At 32.7% G+C, this 18,695-nt stretch carries 17 protein-coding genes; 7 read left to right on the forward strand and 10 right to left on the reverse strand.

The window, feature by feature from the left end:
• Positions 1-72 precede the first annotated feature (72 nt).
• Positions 73-1,635 (reverse strand): NAD(P)/FAD-dependent oxidoreductase, encoded by a 1,563-nt coding sequence (locus tag ACUN3A_RS05715; RefSeq protein ID WP_445550372.1) that lies wholly within the window; start codon positions 1,633-1,635, stop codon positions 73-75.
• Positions 1,636-1,805: 170 nt separating this feature from the next.
• On the opposite strand from ACUN3A_RS05715, the gene ACUN3A_RS05720 reads away from it, so the two are divergent.
• Positions 1,806-2,057, forward strand: a complete 252-nt coding sequence (locus ACUN3A_RS05720; protein ID WP_445550373.1) for a hypothetical protein — start codon at positions 1,806-1,808, stop codon at positions 2,055-2,057.
• 60 nt (positions 2,058-2,117) lie between these two features.
• Here ACUN3A_RS05720 and recQ read toward each other — a convergent pair whose 3' ends face one another.
• Positions 2,118-4,313, reverse strand: coding sequence for a DNA helicase RecQ (gene recQ, locus ACUN3A_RS05725; protein ID WP_445550374.1), 2,196 nt, complete (start codon positions 4,311-4,313; stop codon positions 2,118-2,120).
• An 84-nt stretch (positions 4,314-4,397) separates the two neighbouring features.
• On the opposite strand from recQ, the gene ACUN3A_RS05730 reads away from it, so the two are divergent.
• The 4 genes from ACUN3A_RS05730 to lptB all read left to right on the forward strand — a co-directional run bounded on the left by ACUN3A_RS05730 (position 4,398) and on the right by lptB (position 7,351).
• Positions 4,398-5,363 (forward strand): KpsF/GutQ family sugar-phosphate isomerase, encoded by a 966-nt coding sequence (locus ACUN3A_RS05730; RefSeq protein WP_445550375.1) that lies wholly within the window; start codon positions 4,398-4,400, stop codon positions 5,361-5,363.
• Entirely contained in the window at positions 5,363-6,178 is an 816-nt protein-coding gene (gene tatC / locus ACUN3A_RS05735; RefSeq protein WP_445550376.1) for a twin-arginine translocase subunit TatC, read from the forward strand. The genes ACUN3A_RS05730 and tatC overlap by 1 nt, the downstream gene beginning before the upstream one ends.
• Entirely contained in the window at positions 6,171-6,524 is a 354-nt protein-coding gene (locus ACUN3A_RS05740) for a carboxymuconolactone decarboxylase family protein (RefSeq protein WP_445550377.1), read from the forward strand. Before tatC ends, ACUN3A_RS05740 begins: the two co-directional genes overlap by 8 nt.
• Before the next feature lie 86 nt (positions 6,525-6,610).
• A complete protein-coding gene (lptB, locus tag ACUN3A_RS05745; RefSeq protein WP_315199096.1) occupies positions 6,611-7,351 on the forward strand; it encodes an LPS export ABC transporter ATP-binding protein in 741 nt (246 codons plus the stop codon).
• Positions 7,352-7,455: 104 nt separating this feature from the next.
• Here the strand turns inward: lptB and ACUN3A_RS05750 are convergent, their stop codons facing one another.
• Together ACUN3A_RS05750 and ACUN3A_RS05755 are read right to left on the reverse strand one after the other, a co-directional pair.
• Positions 7,456-8,304 (reverse strand): glycoside hydrolase family 25 protein, encoded by an 849-nt coding sequence (locus tag ACUN3A_RS05750; protein WP_445550378.1) that lies wholly within the window; start codon positions 8,302-8,304, stop codon positions 7,456-7,458.
• 11 nt (positions 8,305-8,315) lie between these two features.
• Positions 8,316-9,038, reverse strand: a complete 723-nt coding sequence (locus ACUN3A_RS05755) for a CDP-alcohol phosphatidyltransferase family protein (RefSeq protein WP_445550379.1) — start codon at positions 9,036-9,038, stop codon at positions 8,316-8,318.
• Between the two features lie 189 nt (positions 9,039-9,227).
• On the opposite strand from ACUN3A_RS05755, the gene ACUN3A_RS05760 reads away from it, so the two are divergent.
• Positions 9,228-10,298 carry a putative type IX sorting system protein PorV2 gene (locus tag ACUN3A_RS05760; RefSeq protein ID WP_445550380.1) on the forward strand — a complete coding sequence of 357 codons (1,071 nt, stop codon included), beginning with the start codon at positions 9,228-9,230 and terminating at the stop codon, positions 10,296-10,298.
• A gap of 258 nt (positions 10,299-10,556) precedes the next feature.
• A complete protein-coding gene (locus ACUN3A_RS05765; protein WP_445550381.1) occupies positions 10,557-11,696 on the forward strand; it encodes a lipoprotein N-acyltransferase Lnb domain-containing protein in 1,140 nt (379 codons plus the stop codon).
• A gap of 1 nt (position 11,697) precedes the next feature.
• On the opposite strand, the gene ACUN3A_RS05770 is transcribed toward ACUN3A_RS05765, so the two are convergent.
• From ACUN3A_RS05770 to ACUN3A_RS05795, 6 genes are read right to left on the reverse strand one after another with little or no spacing between them, the layout of a single operon-like run.
• A complete protein-coding gene (locus tag ACUN3A_RS05770) occupies positions 11,698-13,092 on the reverse strand; it encodes an exopolysaccharide biosynthesis polyprenyl glycosylphosphotransferase (protein ID WP_445550382.1) in 1,395 nt (464 codons plus the stop codon).
• A 58-nt stretch (positions 13,093-13,150) separates the two neighbouring features.
• A complete protein-coding gene (locus ACUN3A_RS05775; protein ID WP_445550383.1) occupies positions 13,151-14,158 on the reverse strand; it encodes a glycosyltransferase family 4 protein in 1,008 nt (335 codons plus the stop codon).
• Positions 14,130-15,473 carry an O-antigen ligase family protein gene (locus tag ACUN3A_RS05780; RefSeq protein ID WP_445550384.1) on the reverse strand — a complete coding sequence of 448 codons (1,344 nt, stop codon included), beginning with the start codon at positions 15,471-15,473 and terminating at the stop codon, positions 14,130-14,132. The genes ACUN3A_RS05775 and ACUN3A_RS05780 overlap by 29 nt, the downstream gene beginning before the upstream one ends.
• A 1-nt stretch (position 15,474) precedes the next feature.
• Positions 15,475-16,548 (reverse strand): glycosyltransferase family 4 protein, encoded by a 1,074-nt coding sequence (locus ACUN3A_RS05785; RefSeq protein WP_445550385.1) that lies wholly within the window; start codon positions 16,546-16,548, stop codon positions 15,475-15,477.
• The gene (locus ACUN3A_RS05790; RefSeq protein WP_445550386.1) at positions 16,545-17,693 is read right to left on the reverse strand and encodes a glycosyltransferase; all 1,149 of its coding nucleotides are present in this window, start codon (positions 17,691-17,693) and stop codon (positions 16,545-16,547) included. The genes ACUN3A_RS05785 and ACUN3A_RS05790 overlap by 4 nt, the downstream gene beginning before the upstream one ends.
• Positions 17,693-18,694, reverse strand: a complete 1,002-nt coding sequence (locus tag ACUN3A_RS05795) for a glycosyltransferase family 2 protein (RefSeq protein ID WP_445550387.1) — start codon at positions 18,692-18,694, stop codon at positions 17,693-17,695. The genes ACUN3A_RS05790 and ACUN3A_RS05795 overlap by 1 nt, the downstream gene beginning before the upstream one ends.
• Position 18,695: the final 1 nt, after the last annotated feature.

The raw sequence follows: 18,695 nt of genomic DNA on the forward strand, positions 1-18,695 counted from the left end.
CTTTTTATAATGCTGTCGGGCTATACGCTACTTTGGTAGTTAGCTCCTATCCCTCACGCGTACAAGAAACCTTTAATTTTTTAACGCCTCTGCAATTTTCAAAGCACATTTTTCTCCATCTATAGCCGCCGAAATAATTCCACCTGCATAACCCGCTCCTTCACCGCAAGGATACAATCCTTTTATTTGCAAATGCTCATAAGAAATACCGTCTCTAGGAATACGAACTGGTGAGGAAGTTCTCGATTCTGGTGCGTGTAAAATGGCTTCGTTTGTCAAATAGCCACGCATAGATTTACCAAATTCTGTAAATCCTTCTCTTAAAATTTGAGATAAAAATCCTGGAAAAACCTGTCCCATTTCCACCGAAGTAGTTCCTGGAACATAAGATGTTTTTGGAATATCTGATGAAACTTTATTTTGTGTAAAATCGATCATGCGCTGTGCTGGAACTTTTTGAGTTTGTCCAGCTAAATGCCATGCTTTTTGTTCAATACTTTTTTGAAATTCCATTCCGGCTAAAGCTCCGAACTTGGCAAAAGGTTTAAAATCTTCCAATTTCAATTCAATTACAATTCCTGAATTAGCAGTTACCTGATCACGTTTAGATGGTGACCAACCATTCGTAACCACTTCCCCAGGACTTGTAGCACAAGGTGCAATAACGCCTCCTGGACACATACAAAATGAATACATACCACGACCGTTCACCTGTTTCACTATAGAATAAGGTGCTGGTGGCAAATGCTCTCCGCGATAATCACAACTATACTGAATACTATCAATCAACGATTGTGGATGCTCGGCTCTTACGCCAAGGGCAAAAGGCTTGGCTTCAATAAACACTTTCTTCTTGTCTAACAATTCAAATATATCTCGAGCGGAATGTCCTGTCGCCAGAATTAATTTATTAGCTAAAATAGTTTCTCCACTTTGAGTTACAATTCCTTGTACTTCATTATTTTTTATCAAAATATCGGTCAAACGAGTTTCGAACAAAACCTGCCCGCCATATTCGATAATTTTCTCTCGAATATCTTGTATAATTTGAGGCAATTTATTGGTTCCAATGTGCGGATGCGCATCTACCAAAATATCTCCAGTAGCACCAAAGGCAACAAGCAATTCTAATATTCGGGTAACATCACCACGTTTTTTAGAACGGGTATATAATTTTCCATCCGAATAAGTTCCTGCTCCTCCTTCACCAAAACAATAATTAGAATCTTCATCTACAATATGATCTCTATTAATTGCTTTCAAATCGCGGCGGCGACCACGAACGTCTTTTCCGCGTTCGATTACTATAGGTTTTAAACCTAACTCAATTAATTGCAAAGCAGCAAAAAGTCCCGCTGGCCCTGCTCCAACAACAATTACTTCTTGAGCAGTTGAAACGTTTTTATAATCTGGAAGTTCTATTTTCTGTTCTTGAAAAGGTTCTCCTTTTAAATAAATCGAAACCTTCAAGTTGATTTTGATTGCTTTTTGTCTTGCATCAATAGATCGTTTCAAAATAACGACATGCTGCATCTCATTTGCCGAAACTTTTATTTGTTTAGACAAATAATCTTTCAGCAACGATTCGTTAGAGGCAATTTCTGGAGAAACTTGTAATAGGAGTTCTTGTGGCATGTTTTCTATACTTCAATTTTAGACTATTAAATAAATAATCTGTTTGCAAAAGTAGTATTTTGAATCCAATTCTAATTAATCAAACAAGAATCCAATGCAAAATCATATTTATTTACCAGAAGACTGTGTAACTTTACACACTTAAATCAAATCAAATTCGCAACAATATAATGTCTAGAAAAATAAAACTAATATGGGATTTTCGTGGTACTGCATCTGCAAAAACAGCCGAACATCACGAAATCCATTTGAAAGAATACATCGCCATTGAAAAATTACCGTTAAACATTACCGGATTCCAAATCTTGGATGAAATGTATGCAATCGCCTATATGGTCGTAATGGAAGAAAATATGATTCAGGTAAGAGATGCTTTGAAACCGCATCGTGGGGAAACATATGTAGAAAGTCAAAAGTCTTAAAATCAAAAGTTTAAACACAAACTTGGGACTTTAAGACTTTTGACTTTATAACTTTAAGACTTAATTAGCCACTTCACTAATGAATTTAATACGCATCAAACGCAATTCATCTATATCATAATCTCCATCAAATTCTTTAAGAGCTTTTTCAATATTATCCGATTCTGAATCCATAAAATAGTCATGGATTTCTTCCTGCTGGTCTTCGTCTAGCATTTCGTCTATCCAATATTTGATATTCAATTTGGTTCCAGAATACACAATTTGTTCCATCTCTTTTATTAAATCGTCCATCTTTAACCCTTTTGCGGAAGCGATATCTGTCAAAGCTAATTTTCTATCAATATTTTGAATGATATATAATTTATTGACTGAATTAACTCCTGTAGATTTCACAACCAAATCATCAGGGCGAATAATATCGTTTTCTTCTACATAACGGTTTATTAATTCAATGAATTCTTTACCATATTTTTTTGCTTTTCCTTCTCCAACACCATGGATATTAATTAATTCCGCTTGAGAAATTGGGTATTTCAAAGCCATATCTTCTAAAGAAGGATCTTGAAAAACCACAAACGGAGGAACTCCAAGTTTTTTGGCTACTTTTTTACGTAACTCACGCAACATTTGCATTAATAATTCATCGGCAGTTCCCGATGATTTCGCTGCAGTTACTATTGCTTCATCTTCGGATTCATTGTATTCGTGATCCTCGGACATCATAAAAGATTCTGGGTTTTTCATAAAAGCCAGACCTTCTTTTGTGATTTCTATAATGCCATAAGTTTCAATATCTTTTGACAACAAACCTGCCACAAGAACTTGTCGCAATAATGCCATCCAAAATTTCTCATCGTGATTGGAACCTGATCCAAAAAAGGACTGAGAATCTGTTTTATGCGCGTTGATAACTGCATTTACACGGCCAATTAGTGTAAAAACAATCTCTTTTGATTTATAAATATGCTTAGTTTTTTTGACAACTTCCAACAGTTTCAGCACTTCATCTTTGGCTTCCACTTTTGTTTTTCGATTGCGGACATTATCATCCATATCGGCACCTTCGCCTGTTTCGCTATCAAACTCTTCACCAAAATAATGAAGCAAAAATTTTCGTCTAGACATTGAAGTTTCGGCATAAGCGACTACTTCCTGCAATAAAGCGAAACCTATTTCTTGTTCAGCAATTGGCTTTCCAGAAAGAAATTTTTCTAATTTCTCTACATCTTTATACGAGTAATACGCTAGGCAGTGCCCTTCACCTCCATCACGACCCGCTCTACCCGTTTCTTGGTAATAACTTTCTAATGATTTTGGAATATCATGGTGAATCACAAAACGCACATCGGGTTTATCGATTCCCATACCGAAAGCAATTGTAGCAACAACAACTTCTACATCTTCCATCAAAAACATGTCTTGATGCTTTGCTCTTGTTTTAGCGTCTAAACCTGCATGATAAGGAACAGCACTTATTCCGTTTACTTGTAAAACTTCGGCGATTGATTCTACTTTTTTACGGCTCAGACAGTAAATAATACCTGATTTCCCTTTGTGTTGTTTGATAAACCGAATAATATCCGATTCAACATTTTTTGTTTTGGTACGCACTTCATAAAATAAATTGGCTCTATTAAATGAAGCTTTAAAAGTAGTTGCGTTAGCCATTTCCAAATTCTTCAAGATATCCTCTTGTACTTTTGGAGTTGCAGTAGCGGTAAGACCAATAATTGGCACTTCCCCTAATTGCTTTATAATATTTTTTAAATTACGATATTCTGGTCTAAAATCATGCCCCCATTCTGAAATACAATGCGCTTCATCAATCGCTACAAATGAAATTGGGACAGTTTGTAGAAAAGCAACATATTCTTCTTTTGTTAAAGATTCAGGTGCAACATAAAGCAGCTTAGTAATACCCGCTGAAATATCGGATTTAACTTGTGCTATTTCAGTTTTGGTAAGTGAAGAATTTAAAACGTGGGCAATCCCATTTTCGGAAGAAAGACTTCGGATAGCGTCTACTTGATTTTTCATTAATGCAATCAAAGGAGATACAACGATTGCGGTTCCATCTTGAATTAAAGCAGGTAATTGATAACATAGTGATTTCCCACCACCGGTAGGCATAATCACAAACGTATTTTGCTTATTAAGCAAAGTTTTTATAACATTTTCTTGAAGTCCTTTGAACTTGCTAAAGCCAAAATACTTCTTTAATTCTTTGTCTATGTCAATTTCGTTTGAATTCATTCTTTAATATGTGGTATTTTATATAAATTTGCGGCACATAAAGATACAATTTTCTTTTACACTTACAAATTTAAATTATCTAGTTTGATTACAACTGAAAACATATTAGCCAAAGCTAAAAAAACAATTGAATCCGAGAGCCAATCTATTGCCAAACTAATTGATTTTATTGACAATACGTTTGTAGAAGCAGTACAATGTATCTACAATTCTAAAGGGAGATTAGTCGTTACCGGCATAGGAAAAAGTGCTATTATTGCTCAAAAAATGGTAGCCTCATTCAATTCAACCGGAACCCCATCATTATTTTTACATGCCTCAGAAGCCATTCATGGTGATTTAGGAATGCTACAAAAAGACGATGTCGTTATCTGCATATCCAAAAGTGGCAATAGTCCAGAAATCAAAGCATTAGTTCCTCTTTTGACTCGTTTTGGAAATAAACTAATCGGCATGACAGGAAATATAACTTCCTTTTTAGCTAAAGGTTCTAATTACGTATTGAACACAACCGTTGATGCAGAAGCTTGCCCATTGAACTTAGCGCCTACCAACAGTACAACTGCTCAATTAGTTATGGGAGATGCCATGGTTGTTTGTCTTATGGAGATGAGAGATTTTAAAGCAGAAGATTTTGCTGTTTATCATCCTGGTGGTGCTTTAGGTAAAAAATTATTGCTTCGCGTAAAAGACATGTTAGAACATACTTTAAAACCCGAAGTGAGCCCAGATACTCCTGTCAAAAAAGCAATTTTCGAAATTTCGGAAAAACGCTTAGGAGTAACTGCAGTTGTAGAGAACAACAAGGTAATTGGAATAATCACAGATGGTGATATTCGTAGAATGTTAAACGACAGAGACACTATTGCCGATTTAACAGCTAAAGACATTATGACAAAAAGCCCAAAAACAATACAATCTACTGCCATGGTAGTAGATGCTTTTAACATTATGGAAGATTTCTCCATCACTCAATTAATAGTTGTTGATAATGGAGAATACAAAGGCGTATTGCATTTGCATGACATTTTAAAAGAGGGAATTGTATAATGGCAAAGAAAAACCTAGGCGAAATGTCTTTTTTAGACCATCTTGAAGAGTTAAGATGGCTTTTAGTTAGAAGTACAACGGCAGTAATTATCATGGCTTGTTTTACTTATTTTATAAGTGATTATTTGTTTGACACCATTATATTTGGACCAACAAGAGCAACTTTTTTCACCTACCGCTATTTCTGTGAATTATCTCATCAATTAGGATTTGCTGATAGCATTTGTATAACCGAAATGCCATTTATAATCCAAAATACAGAAATGGAAGGTCAGGTTAATATTTTTGTATGGATGTGTATTTTGGCTGGTTTTATTTTAAGTTTCCCTTATATTTTGTGGGAAGTCTGGAAATTTATTGGCCCTGCTTTGTATGAAAAAGAAAAGAAAAATGCGAGAACGTTTATATTTTCTTCTTCTTTACTGTTCTTTTTGGGGGTTTTATTTGGTTATTTTGTTGTAATTCCGATGTCTGTAAATTTTGTGGCAACTTTTACGATTAGTGATGTTGTAAAAAACCAATTTACATTAGACTCTTATATCGGAATGGTAAAAACCAGTATTCTGGCCAGTGGATTGTTCTTTGAACTCCCTATAATTATTTATTTCTTAACAAAATTAGATTTAGTAACACCTACTTTTTTAAGAAAATACTGGAAGTATGCCGTTGTAATCATCTTGATTGTAGCTGCAATTGTAACACCTCCAGATGTGGTTAGTCAAACTATTGTTGCTATCCCAATGCTGATTATTTATGAAGTAAGTATCTTGATTTCAAAAATTGTAGTATTAAATAAAAAGAAAGCAAATGTCTGATATCGTACAAGAATTCAATGACTACCGTTCTAAAATGAACGAAAAATTATTGGCCGACAATAATAAAATTGTAAAACGTATTTTCAATCTTGACACCAATGCTTATGCTCCTGGAGCCTTAGATGTAAAAACTAAAGAACTGCTTGGATTAGTTGCTTCGGCAGTTTTGAGATGTGACGATTGCGTAAAATACCACTTGGAAACCAGTTACAAAGAAGGAGTTACCAAAGAAGAAATGATGGAAGCTATGGGAATTGCAACTCTAGTTGGAGGAACAATCGTAGTACCTCATTTACGCAGAGCCTATGAATTTTGGGAAGCTTTGGAAGAAACGGAGACTAAATAATTGTTAATAGGTTTATTTGTTGATTCGTTTATTCGTTAATTTGGGCGAATAAACGAATCAAACGTTTAAACGATTAAACTCAAAAAATGAAATTAAGAGCAGAAAATTTAATAAAAACCTACAAAGGTCGAAGTGTTGTAAAAGGGATTTCGGTAGAAGTAAATCAAGGTGAGATTGTTGGTCTTTTGGGACCTAATGGTGCTGGAAAAACGACTTCTTTTTATATGATTGTAGGTTTAGTAAAACCAAATTCTGGAAACATTTATCTGGACGATTTGAATATTACTGATTATCCAATGTACAAAAGAGCTCAGCAAGGAATTGGATATTTGGCACAAGAAGCTTCTGTTTTTAGAAAATTAAGTATTGAAGATAATATCCTGAGTGTATTACAATTGACCAAACTTTCAAAAGAAGCACAAGTAGCTAAAATGGAAAGCTTGATTGCCGAATTTAGTTTGGAACACATTCGCACCAACCGTGGAGATTTACTTTCGGGAGGAGAGCGTCGTCGTACCGAGATTGCTCGTTGTTTGGCTACCGATCCTAAATTTATTTTACTTGACGAACCTTTTGCAGGGGTTGACCCTGTCGCCGTAGAGGACATTCAGAGAATTGTTGCTCAGCTAAAAAACAAAAACATAGGGATTTTAATTACCGACCACAACGTTCAAGAAACACTTGCCATCACTGACAAAACTTATTTGATGTTTGAAGGAGGTATTCTAAAAGCGGGTATCCCTGAAGAATTGGTTGAAGACGAAATGGTTCGTCGTGTGTATTTGGGTCAGAATTTCGAATTAAGAAAGAAAAAACTAGAGTTTTAAATAACAGTTCACAGAAAAAATAAAAAACAGATTTCAGACTAGATGCTTAACATTCTTAATCTGAAATCTGAAATCTGAAATCTGAAATCTGAAATCTGAACACTCTACTCAACCGTAATGTATTCCAACTGTTGTAAGTCTCCATTGTAGATGTTAACATCTACTTTACAATCAATTCCAGGCACTTTGGCTTTCTCTGTGAATTGCCAAAAAAGCCAATCATCTTGAATTTCTTCTCGATAAAAATTATAATTGGCTATCCAAAAAAGATAATCACTAAACTCCTCTTTCAAGAAATCATCATAGTATTTCTCTCCCGAATAAATTATTGGTCTCACCCCATAATGCTTTTCGACCGCTTTTAACCAGCGTTTTAAACCTACTTTCAAACGTTCAATAGATTGTTCTTTCGGTAATTTTTCGATATCTAAAACAGGAGGCAAATCACCTTTTTTTAAAGTAACAGTTTTAATAAAAAGTTCTGCTTGTTCTAGAGAGTTTTCGTTTGGTCGATAATAATGATAAGCGCCGCGAATCATTTTATTTTCTTTGGCCCCAAGCCAATTTCTTTTAAACTGACGATCTAACCTGTCCCTTCCAACAGTTGCACGAATTAAAACATATCGCAAAGGATATTTATCTTCTATAGTATCAACATAAGACCAACGAATTTCGCCCTGATATTCGGAAACATCTATCCCAACCACTTTACCATCATTCTTCTCTAAAACTTTTAAATTGCGGGCTTCCGAAAAAACATCTGTATTTTCATTAGTATATTGCGATTTAAAACCCAAATAACGGGCAAAACTAGAACGATAATGATAAGCAATGGAAACGACAACAAAGAAGAAAAAAACAAGTATCAAATTACCAAAAAACTTAGCGGTAAAAACAGTACTTTTCTTTTTGGTCTTTCGAGTATAAGTAGTTCTTGTATTCTTATTTTTCATCCAAAATAAAACTACTTTTTTAGAAACTTATTGTTGATTACTGAAAGTAAAACATACAAGATAATGATTAACGGAATCGCTAAATAGTTTAGTGAAATCAATAATAAAACAGCGATAGCCAAAAACACTATTTGAAGAGCATTATCCTTAAAATTAAACTTTTTTATTTTTAAAGAAAACAAAGGTATTTCAGCATTCAGAATATAAGCACTGAACAAGGATATAAAAAGTAAAACCCATTTTTCTGTCAAAATTTCAAGTACCATTAATGACTCTACAGAATAATAATCGAGCACTAACGGAAGGCTCAATATAAAAAGTGCATTTGCTGGAGTTGGTAATCCTATAAATGAATCGGTTTGACGGGTATCAATATTGAATTTAGCCAAACGCATGCAAGAACCTAAAGTAATGATAAAACCTAAATATGGAAAATATTGAAGATACCCTTCGCTCATGTTAACATTACTAGAAAGCATCATTTTAAACATTACGAAACCTGGAACGACACCACTAGTTATCATATCAGCAAGAGAATCTAATTGTAATCCTAAAGGTCCTGATACTTTGAATAAACGAGCAAAAAAACCATCAAAAAAGTCTAAAAATATTCCGAGACAAACGAAATAGAAAGCCATTTCAAATTGATCCTTACTTACAAATATCAGAGCGATACAACCACAAAAAAGGTTTAGTAACGTAATCGTATTTGGAATGTGTTTTTTGATGTTCATAGTGTTTTTTAATTGAATAATAGGCTCGGCAAATTTAATACAATATGTGAAAGTGATACTGATTTTACTGAGAGATTTTAAATTCTTAACAACAAAAATTATTAATTATTTGAATTGAAGTAGCTACATCATCAAAAAACTTTATTTTTGGAAAATAATTAAAGGTTTTAAACATACAAATAACAGCTCTTGAAAAAATTACAGCTTTTTTTATTCCTTTTCATTGTCAATACAATCTATTGCCAAACGGTTCGAAAATACTCTAATGAGTTTATGAATATTGGTGTTGATGCAGCGGCTTTAGGAATGTCTAATGCGGTTACTGCCTCCACTTCTGATGTTAATTCTACTTATTGGAATCCAGCAGGGCTAATGCATTTAGAAGACAATCAAATCTCCTTAATGCATTCCAATTATTTCGCTAATATTGCCAAATATGATTATGCGGCTTATGCTAGTCCGATTGACGACCGAAGTGCTTGGGGAATTTCATTAATCCGTTTTGGTGTAGATGATATTTTGAATACTACCGAATTAATTGATAATGAAGGCAACATTGATTACAATAGAATCAAACTTTTCTCAACAGCTGACTATGGCTTTACTTTTTCATACGCTGTAAAACTACCTGTACCTGGATTACAATATGGAGTAAATGCTAAAATTATCCGACGAATAATTGGAGATTTTGCTACTTCTTGGGGTTTTGGCTTTGATTTTGGTTTACAATTTGAAAAAAATGATTGGCAATTTGGATTAATGCTTCGAGACATTACAACAACATATAATGTTTGGAATATCAACGAAGAAGCTTATCAAAAAATAGCAGATGCAATTCCTGGTCAAAACCAAGAAATGCCTGAAAGCACTGAAATCACACTTCCAAAAGCTCAGTTTGGAATCGCTAAAAAATTCATTTTTCATTACGATTATAGCCTCTTGGCAACTACAAACATGAATATGCAGTTTACACAAACAAATGATATAATTTCAAGTTCATTTGTGAGTATAGATCCTGCTATTGGCTTGGAATTTGGATATACCGATTTGGCTTTTTTAAGAGCAGGCGTTGGAAATTTTCAACATGTAACACAATTGGATAATGGTGAAAAAATAGGATTTCAGCCGAATATTGGTCTAGGTTTTAAATACAAAGGAATTGCAATTGATTATGCTTTGACTGCATTAGGGAATCAAAGTACTGCTATGTATTCGAATGTGTTTTCTTTAAAAATTGATTTATCGCTTTTTAGAAACTAAATAAATCCAAAGTTTAAAAGTCATCAAGTCAAAAGACTAAAAAAAATAGTTAAAAATCAATATATTGCATTATTTGATTTTAAAAGGCAACATTCTATTAGATTAATATTTATCTTTTATTATTTCAAAATATCTAAGAAAACAAAATGAAATCGCCATGATTTCAAAAGACAAATCGGGATGAAGAATGGCGACTCGAGCGAAAGCGAACAGGCAAAGCATACCATATTCAAATAAAAAAACAAATATTATCTTCGTATGAAAACTTCACTTCTTAAAAAAATATTCGTTTCCATTCTTTTATTGAGTTCGATTTATAATGCATTTGCACAAGATGCCATACTTTCAAAAAATGCTACTATTAGTGTTATGACTTGTGGAATTGGAAACGAACTCTATTCCTTATTTGGACACACTGCCATAAGAGTTCGTGATATAGAAAACAATATTGATGTGGTATATAATTATGGTGCTTTTGATTTTGACACCCCAAATTTCGCTCTGCAATTTGCAAAAGGAAATCTAGATTATTTTATAGTAAACAATCGTTATATTGATTTTGTTAATCAGTACAATTATGAAAAAAGAGATGTTTACGAACAAGAATTAAATATTCCGTTAGCACTTAAACAAGAGTTATTTAACAACTTAGCGCAATCAATGCTATCTGATGAGCGTTTATATCAGTATAAATTCATTGATAATAATTGTACCTCGAAGGTCGTAGATATCATTAATAAAACTTTAAAAGAAAAAGTAATTACCAAAAAAGTAGATACTGACCAAACCTATCGATCTATTTTATTTCCTTATTTTAATCATCATTTTTATGAAAAACTAGGAACAAGTATATTGTTTGGTACCAAAGTAGATCAAATGGGCACTAAAATATTCTTGCCTCTTGAACTTCAAAAAAATTTAAAAGTCATTCGCTATCAAAATCAACCTTTATGTAAAGAGAACAAAACAATCTTAAATTTTGAAGAAGAAGCCCCTACTTCTTGGTGGAATAACTGTTATACCTATCTTTTTGTTTTAGGTTTTATAACTCTGATAAATAAGAAAAATGTTGATTTTATTTATCTATTGACAATGGGGATTTTAGGCGTATTATTTGTCTTTTTAGGATTTTATTCCACACACTTAGAATTAGGGTACAACTATAACATATTACTGTTTAATCCAATCCTTTTGATTGTATTGTATTTTTGGAGCACTAAAAACTCAAAATGGACATACAAAACATCTGTTTTTAGTATTCTTTTATTGATTGTTTATTGCAGTTTGATGATTACAAAAGTTCATTTAATTATCGTTTTACCAATACTGATAACCAATCTATTTGTTTTAACACGATTGGCTCTTAAAAACAAAAAGCGTATTCCGATAATTATTTAATTTACTGGCCTCTGTAAAACAAAATAGTGGATATCGTTTTGAAAGAAATATCTAAATCCAAATAAATACTTCGGTGTTTGATATAATACAAATCATATTGCAACTTTATCAAACTGTCCTCTAGTTTTTCTCCGTAGGAATAATTAACTTGAGCCCAACCAGTTAAACCTGGTTTAATAATATGACGAGTTTCGTAGAATGGCATTGTTTCTGCAATTTCTTTAACAAACACAGGCCTCTCAGGTCTTGGTCCAATTACTGCCATATCGCCTTTTAAAATATTAATAAACTGAGGGAATTCGTCTATTCTCGTTTTTCTTAAAATTTTCCCAAATTTAGTTACCCTAACATCATTACTTTTGGCAAAAACAGCTCCTGCCTTTTCGGCATTTTTAACCATCGTTCTAAACTTAATTATTTTAAAGACAACTCCATCTTTGCCTACTCTTTTTTGAGTATAAAACAATTTTCCTTTGTTCCAAAAAACATTCCCAATCAGAATTAAAGGAAGTATAGCAAGCCCAATACTCAATCCTATCAACGATAAAACAATTTCAAGTAATCGAACAAATGATAAATATAATTTGTTTTGATTACTGCGACTAAACGGGAAAAATCGATAAAAATCTCTAGAAATATATTGAACAGGGATTCGCTGTGTTTTACTTTCAAACACTTGAGTATATTCTCTAATACTCTTACCCGATTCTAACAAATAAAGTAATTGCTGGTATAAATCGGCAGTGATTCCATCTGTTTTTTGAGAAGCTACTACTATTTCAGAAATGCCATTTTCTTTAACAAATTTACTCAGCTCGTTTGCTTCAACATGTTTCACTTTTTTATATTCAAATTCGGAAGTAGCATCCGTTTCTAAATTTATGTATCCAATAATTCTATAATGTGGGTCAACGCTTTCTAAGCCTAAAACAAGTTCTTCAACTTGTTCTCTATCACAAAGTAAAATTATATTTTGAACAAATCTATTGGATGCCAAAAAATGAACATAAATCATTCTCCAAGCATATAATGACATAAAAAAGAAAATATAAAAAAGGAGTATTTGTAAACGACTTTTAGGTAATTCAGGAGAGAAAACGGGTGTCAACAAATAAAATAGCACTGTAGAAGTAGTAGTCAAAATTGTGCTACGTAACACCTGAAAATGATTGCTTGCTACTTGAAGATTATACATTTCAAAAATAGCTCCAAATACATTAATATATACGGTTAAAACAATGATCCAATAATAATTAGTCATTGAGAAATGAAAATAATTAAAATCAGAAACAAAACTCAAACAATACAAACCAAATAAAACAAAAAGCACATCAAAAATCCGTAAAAGCACTTTACGCTCAGATATTTCGAAATGCATTTTTTTTGAACTATTCATGACTTCTAGGCTTGAATTTGGTTGCAAGTTAGCTATTATATTAAGGAAATAATCTCTTTTATTTTAAAACAGTCAGCCATTGCTCTCTAACTTCCTGCCACTCAAATTGTTTTGATTTATTTCTGGCATTAGTTGTAATTACACTAAATAAATCAGGGTCTTCCATTAATCTAATGATTGCCTCTTCCATTTTATCAACATCCTCATCTGGAACTAATAAAGCCTCTTTTTCATTTTTTAATAAAAAAGGAATACCTCCAACATTCGTAGAAATTATAGCCAGACCTAAGGACATGGCTTCAATCACGCTCACAGGCATATTGTCAAAATGAGTTGTATTTATAAAAATAGAATAATTTTTAGATATAGCAATCCAATCTTCTTTGGATAATTTCCCTGTAAAAGACACCTCAACATTAAGCTCTTTTGCTCTTTGTTTAGTTCCTAATAAACTGCCATCCTTTTCAGGTCCAACCATACAAAGAGTTGCTTCTGGGTATCTTTCTTTTAAAGAAGCAAACACCTCAACAGCCATTATTGGATTGTATATTTTGGCAAAAGAACGAACCCATAATAAATTGGGGACTGCTTTTTTTCGTTCCAAAAAAGGGTACTTATCTAATTCAATAGCATTTGGGATATGAATTACATTATCATAACCTTCAGCTTTAAATTCATTAACCAAAAAAAGAGAAGGTGCCACATTTTGAAAAGAATGTTTAAAAATCATTTTACAAATTTTTGGATTCTTCTTTAATCGAAAAGGCAAATTTCCCCCGTGTAATATTGGAATATATTTTATTTTCAATAAACGACACAACTGAGAAATTGCAAAAGCATACCAAAAATTATTTGTGCTGTAGGTATCAATAAGTACAAAATCTACTTTCCTGTACTGAAAAACATTCCACAACATAACAATTAGCCGCAGGATTTTATTTTTTTGAGAAGAACTATATTTCACACTAAAACCTTCCTGTTCCAAAAAAGGACCAAGAATTTCTATTGTAGTTGGAGTAACTCCGTGCTTGGATAATTTATTCCCTATGTATAGTAGGTTTTTCAACAGTATAAACTTTTAATAATGAAAGGGCATAAACAAACGCAGGTGCCGCTAATCGCATGGCTGCATGATTAATGGTTAATAGCCAAAAAACTAAAAAAGAAAGCGCCAAAATATTTTGACGATCCACCATAAATAAAAACAAAGGAGTGAATAATAAAATCAGCAAGTCAATCAACCCAAAAGAGCCATGCTCTGCTAACATTCTGGTAATTTCATTATGCGAGGCAGATACAATTCCAGTTTCTTTCTCCCTAATTTCCTTATTCCTGCCCACTCCAACACCTAAAATAGGATTATCAAAAAACATTTGCATTTCTGTGGCTATAAGAGTTTCTCTACCTGTCAATTGACTTTTCTTTTCTCTTCCAGCGGCATCTTGATTGGCATAGCGTTTATTAATCAATCCGCTAGTTTGTAGTGAACTATATCCCCAAACACCTAACCCTGCTACAAACGACAACATAATTATCATTCCAATTTTAGGTTTTGTTTTTAAATTAGCCTGAAAATACAATACTAACAAAAACACAATAACCATCATTAATGCTGTCAAAATACCTCCTCTGGAAAAAGTTACAATTCCTCTAAAAGCAAAAACCATCACGAATCCAGCATTTACAATCAGTAATAATTTGATTCTGGAATTCAAAACCAACTGAACAAAAAATATAAAAACCCCTAATCCCAATATAGTAGCTACTTGATTAGGACCAAATCCTCCAGAAGTTTCAAAGTTAGATTGAGTTCCAGTCACTACTGCTTTTACACTTGGCGTATATAAAAATAAATAAACCACAACAGCAATTAAAGGCAAAGAAAATGCTGTAATTACTCCAAATAATCGATCAAAGGATATTTTCCTTTGATAACAATATATTGCACTAACCCCTAAACAAACAGGACCAGATAAATTAAATGCAATTGCCTTCCTTACATCTGTATCCAAATCTAAAGTAAGTGTGGCTAAAATAATTCCAGGAATCAGTAGCAGTAAAAAAATCCAATATAAAAATGCTTTATTAGTGAATCCCGAATAAATCATTCCTAAAAACATAAAAATAAGGATAGAATATTTACCAAATTCATTCAAGAGCATACCGTCGGTCATGCGCAAAAGCACTTCAACACTTACTACATAAGCAGACATTACAAGAACTTCATTATTTCTATTTTTAGTCTTGACTATATAATAAATACCAAAAGTCAATATGGCAATTGTATAGATTTTTGAAATAAAAGGCAACACAAATACCAATACTCCAAGAGAAGCATGAAACAGCATTAAGTAGATGTATGACAATTCTTCTTTCTTCATTTTAACTAATTTGCAACCAATTTAAATATTTTTTTATAACGCTTTCATCTGTATAATCAGCCTGAATAGTATTAAAAAGAGCTTCTCCAAAATCAGTTCGTAAAGTCTTATTTTCTATCAAATTTAATAACGATTGATAAAATAAATCAGCTTCATTTGAAGCTACAATAAATCCATTTTTTCCATGTTGAACTACCATAGGGATTTCCCCCACATGGGTCACTACTACTGCTTTTTTCAACAAACCATATTCTAAAAGTGATACAGGTAACCCTTCTGACTGTGAAGTCAAAATTGCAATTGTTGCTTGATTAAGTATATTTTCTATGTCTTGTTTAGAACCATAAAGAAAGACATTATTCTCTAAATCATATGCTGTAATTAAATCTTTAATTTGTTTGGCATAATCGTCATCAAAATCTTTCCCTACCAAATGAAAAGTCCAATCGGGATGAGATTGTTTTAATTTTTCAGCCACTTTCAATAATAAAAAATGATTTTTGTCTTCCCTAAGATTTGCCAAAGATACTATCCGTTTCCCTTCAATTCCAAACAATTGAGTTTTATGTTCTGAAACTGTAGTCTGTACAGGAAAATTCGGTAAATAAATGGCATTTTTTGATTTTAGATTGTTTTCAATCCATAACCTTAGATTTTGATTAACGGCTATAACTCCATGAAAAAAAGGCATTACTGCTCTAAAAATTATGATTCTTTTTTTAGGCAATATTTTAATATTACCATAATGATAATGCCAAATCAACTTTACAAAAGGGCAAATCAATTTTAATAAAAAAGCTAAAAAAAAGGAAGTGCTATGCGCATGGATATGAGTGACCTTATTTTTTAAAACAAAAGAACGTAATCGAAAAAGAGCATTGAAATCCAGCTGTTTCTTTTTATTCAAAAACAAATACGAGACATTCGGATTAATTTGATCTAACAAAACTCCTTGTTTTCTAGTAACAACCAACCCTGAAAATTCAATATTATTAGCCAAAGTATTGGCATAACTTACCGCCATGCGTTCTGAGCCACCCGCTTCCAAAGAATCTATTAGTTGAACTATTCTCATGGTAACAGTAGTTTTCTTATTTCAGTTTCAAAAACATCAAGTGTATATTTTGTTGACCACTCAAAAGCCTTTTGACCTTTAGCTACAAATTCTAATTCGTCATTTAACAAAGCTTCTAATTGCTGAATATCTTGATCTAAATTGCTTCGCCAGTTCGAGCCAGACTCTCGGGTCATTTGCAACAGTAGTCCTCTATTTCCAAAATCCAACATAAAGGGTACGCAGGAAACTGGTGAAGCAATTGGTACACAGCCCCAAAACATACCTTCAGCAATTGCTTTTGGCCAACCTTCACTTTTGGAGGGCAAAATAACAAAATGACTATTTTGATACGCCTCTTTTACAAAGTCTTTAGACTGATTCCCTTTCAACTCTACCACTCCTCTTAAATTAGCATCTAAAATATAACGTTCTAAAAAATCTCTTTCTACTCCTTCACCATATAAATCCAAATGTACTTGATAACCTTTTTTAAATAATTTTTCTATCAATTGAATCGCATATAGTGGATTTTTTCCTTTTACTAATGTTCCAACAAAAATAAAACGAATCGTTTGAGTAAATGATTTTTCTTTAAAGTCATTTTTATCTGATTCTAAATAAGTTGCAGTAAAAAAGGGTTTTATATTTTTAGATTGATTTTCCCATTCGCCATACACCAAAACTTGCATATTTCTAGTCAAGAATGTATTACTCAATATCCATTTTTGCAAACGATAACTCCAAGGCTGTTTTGCTCTTGGATCCCAATTACCTGCATATTTGGCTGTTTTCTTTTTATTAGGAAACAAAACTTGAATGAAACAGCCCAAAAGCCCTATATTACCAGGACAACGCAGATGAATATGATCTGCACTTCTCATAGCCCAAAAAATAGCCCAACAATTGAACGATATTGCAAAAAAAGTTTTTAAAATCCCTCTAAATGAAACTAAATCAAACTCCTTAATTCGATTAAAAGAGATTCTTGGATTTGTATAAAAAGTATGAATAGGAGAAATAGTATTTTTTTTTCGAGGAGCTAACAAAACAATTTCATTAACGTTTGCTCCCCATATATTCATTTCATTTACATAAGGCGCATAAGCAAAATAGTTGCCTTTATACTCAATATGTTCAACATGTGTTACAATACAAAACACCATTATTGTTTATTTTTAGGCCTATTAAAAATTAAACTCCACCAACCTATAGTTCGGCCCATTGCTTCTGTAAATGCATGCCTTTTTTGAGCCATCGTAAATGTATTCGAAAATCGTATCAATATCAATACTATTGTAATCAAATGCCATTTTAAACGATTTTTGAATTTAGGAACAGGATTTTTCACTCTCCATACGTACCAGCCGTTTCTCACCACCATTTTTCCGTATAGGTATAAATTTGGTCTTCCAGAAGCATCGTGATAATGATTTAATTTGGCAGCAGTATTTAGATACAATTTACCTTTTTTGGCAACTCGTAACGTAAAATCAGCATCTTCATACAAACCATAACCTTCAAAATAAGTGGAGAATTCTATCGTGTCAAACACTTTTTTTCTAAAAGAAGAAACACCTCCCATAAGCATTTCTGTTTCATAAACTTTTCCACTTGGAGGCAAAAATCCAATGCTCCTTCCATGGGAATATAATGATGAATATCCAGGAGGACAATCGCTGTCTAAACCTAATTTCTTTCGAAGAATAAAACGAGAGCCATCTTTGCGTTTCCAGCCATCAAAATAAAACTCATTAATTGAAACATGGTAATTATCTCCAACAAAATTCCAGTTGGTTTCATTACTTATATACCCCCCAACTCCCAAAGCTTCTGGATGAATTTGATACGTCTGTAATAATTGTTCAAAGTAATCTTTTTCCAAAACCGTATCATCATCCAAGAAACAAACAATTTCTGAATTCGAATTCACTTTCGAAACACCAAAATTTCTTTGTTTAGTCAATCCTCTATTCGCATCGGAAACCAAAAAATAATATAAATTTTGAAAATAATTTTCTTTTAAAATAAATTCAGTTTCCTGATTAGTTGATCCATCAATAATCAAAATTTCATCGGGATATATCGTTTGCTCCTTAACCGATTGCAACAGTTGCAACAGCGGTTTAGGACGCATATAAGTACAGATTATTAAAGAAAAATTCATA

The organism is Flavobacterium sp. WC2509 (assembly GCF_052683105.1).